Source organism: Mycobacterium sp. (assembly GCF_049280035.1).
Lineage (GTDB): Bacteria > Actinomycetota > Actinomycetes > Mycobacteriales > Mycobacteriaceae > Mycobacterium.
In genome coordinates this window covers 1-1,827 of sequence record NZ_JBAPPI010000125.1, presented here as the reverse complement: position 1 = coordinate 1,827, position 1,827 = coordinate 1, and the positions used below count along the sequence as shown (strand labels likewise).

1 protein-coding gene is annotated in these 1,827 nt (G+C 63.1%); it reads left to right on the top strand.

The features are described 5' to 3' along the window. Positions 1-261 precede the first annotated feature (261 nt). Complete coding sequence (locus tag WAN71_RS04085; RefSeq protein ID WP_422224105.1) at positions 262-1,497, top strand: IS256 family transposase; 1,236 nt, start codon at positions 262-264, stop codon at positions 1,495-1,497. Positions 1,498-1,827 lie beyond the last annotated feature (330 nt).

Here is a 1,827-nt window from a genome sequence, read left to right as displayed (position 1 = left end):
CGTCGGACTCGACTGCCCAGCCGAAGAACTCCTCAACCTGCACCCGCTGCTTAATCACATTGAGGCAATGTTCAAAGTGGTGGAGCACCTCGCTCTTCGTCGCCAAGTACGAGCGGTCCTGGCCCAGGGTTGCGTCCACCAAGGTGGTGTACGAGCCGGACCCGTTGGTGAGGTGCGGCGTGTCGTAGCCGAATGAACGAAGGTCATCGCGTGATTCTTCGAGAGACCGACCAAAGTCACTCGAGCAAAGGAATCAACGCGATGACCACTGCCCACGATATCGACTGGCCTGCGGTGCTGGCCGAACGACTCACCACCACTCACCCCGACGTGCTGCGCGAGCTGCTGGCCACGTTCATCCAAACCCTGATGGGTGCTGAGGCCGACACCTTGTGCGGCGCCGGATACGGTGAGCGCAGCAGCGATCGAACGAATCAGCGCAACGGGTATCGGCACCGCCAATTCGACACGCGGACAGGGTCATTGGATCTGGCGATCCCCAAGCTGCGGCACGGCTCCTACTTCCCGGACTGGCTGCTGGAGCGCCGTAAACGTGCTGAGCGGGCACTGACCACCGTGGTGGCCACCTGCTACCTGCTGGGAGTGTCGACGCGGCGGATGGACAAGCTCGTCGAGACGCTGGGCATCACGTCGCTGTCGAAGTCTCAGGTGTCGGTGATGGCCAAGGAACTCGACACCGCCGTGGAGGCATTCCGGACCCGACCGCTGGATGCCGGTCCGTACACATTCGTGGCCGCTGACGCCCTGGTGCTCAAGGTCCGCGAAGCCGGCCGCGTGGTCAACGTGCACGCGCTGATCGCGGTCGGGGTCAACGCCGAGGGCTACCGCGAAATCCTGGGCATCGACGTCACCACGGCCGAGGACGGCGCCGGCTGGTTGACGTTCCTGCGGTCGCTGACCGCCCGTGGCTTGTCGGGGGTCAAACTGGTGACCTCCGATGCCCATGCGGGGCTGTTGGCCGCCATCGGCGCCACCCTGCCCGGCGCGTCCTGGCAGCGGTGCAGAACGCACTACGCGACCAACCTGATGGCCATCACCCCTAAGACGTCGTGGCCGTGGGTGCGCACTTTGTTGCACTCGGTCTATGACCAACCTGACGCTGATTCCGTTGCTGCACAATATGATCGCATCATCGATGCACTGACTGACAAGCTACCCAAGGTCGCCGATCATCTGGAGGCCGCCCGCGCCGACCTGCTGGCATTCACCGCGTTCCCCAAGCAGATCTGGCGCCAGATCTGGTCGAACAATCCTCAAGAACGGCTCAATAAGGAAATCCGCCGGCGCACCGACGTCGTCGGCATCTTCCCCGACCGCAACGCCCTGATCCGTCTGGTCGGCGCAGTCCTCGCCGAACAACACGACGAATGGGCCGAATCACGCCGCTACCTCGGCCTCGACGTCCTCAGCAAATCCCGAGCCGACCACAGTCCAGCAAGCGAACAGGAGGCGACCCCGGCGGCACTGACCGCCTGAACCACCCAGTCGAAGAATCACACGACGACCCCGTACACCACGTCCCTGGACTTGACCAGTCCCGACGGGTACGCCGGTCATCTCCGAGACCTGTTTCGCGCTTAGCAGTTCCACGTGATTCCTCCTGAATCGGTGTTCGCTTTCAACGGATCCAACGTTGGTGGTGGCGCTAGTGCTTTGTCCACCACTAGCCTGCGATTCGTGCAGAAATCGGCTTCTATCGGTCGATTCCGCCAGGTGTCGGTTGACGGTGGGAGACTGACCGGGAAGCAGTGGGAGTAAGCGATGCAAAGACGTAACCGCCGAGCCGGCGTCGAGGACCGCTGGCGC

Coding starts and splice junctions, on each gene's coding strand:
- WAN71_RS04085 (WP_422224105.1), top strand. CDS start 262: ATGACCACTGCCCACGATATCGACTGGCCTGCGGTGCTGGCCGAACGA.